1 protein-coding gene is annotated in these 452 nt (G+C 47.8%); it reads left to right on the top strand.

Annotated features, from left to right (window positions below; genetic code table 11):
• The coding region (locus tag RM609_RS34755; protein WP_311616592.1) for a carbon starvation CstA family protein at positions 1-452 on the top strand (452 nt) is incomplete at both ends.

The following is a 452-nucleotide window of genomic DNA, read 5'->3' as shown; positions in this document are numbered from 1 at the left end:
TCATTATCCTTGCGGTATTAGCATTGATCGTGGTTAAGGCTCTGGCAGAAAGCCCATGGGGTGTGTTCACGGTTTGCTCCACTGTGCCGATTGCGCTGTTTATGGGGATATACATGCGCTATATCCGACCAGGACGTGTGGGTGAAATTGCCGTTATCGGTATTGCACTGTTAGTCGCTTCTATTTGGTTTGGTGGTGTGATTGCTCATGACCCATACTGGGGTCCAGCGCTGACCTTTAAAGATACGACGATTACTTATGCATTAGTCGGTTATGCGTTTGTTTCAGCGTTATTGCCAGTATGGCTGATTCTGGCTCCTCGTGACTACTTAGCGACATTCCTGAAAATCGGGGTTATCGTTGGTTTAGCGGTGGGTATTGTTATCCTGAACCCTGAGCTGAAAATGCCAGCGGTGACACAGTTTGTTGATGGTTCAGGTCCAGTGTGGAAA

It is taken from the genome of Streptomyces hesseae, from assembly GCF_031845785.1.
GTDB classification, from domain to species: domain Bacteria; phylum Actinomycetota; class Actinomycetes; order Streptomycetales; family Streptomycetaceae; genus Streptomyces; species Streptomyces hesseae.
The sequence above is the reverse complement of the archived record's forward strand: the minus strand, read 5'-3'. Positions and strand labels throughout refer to the sequence as shown.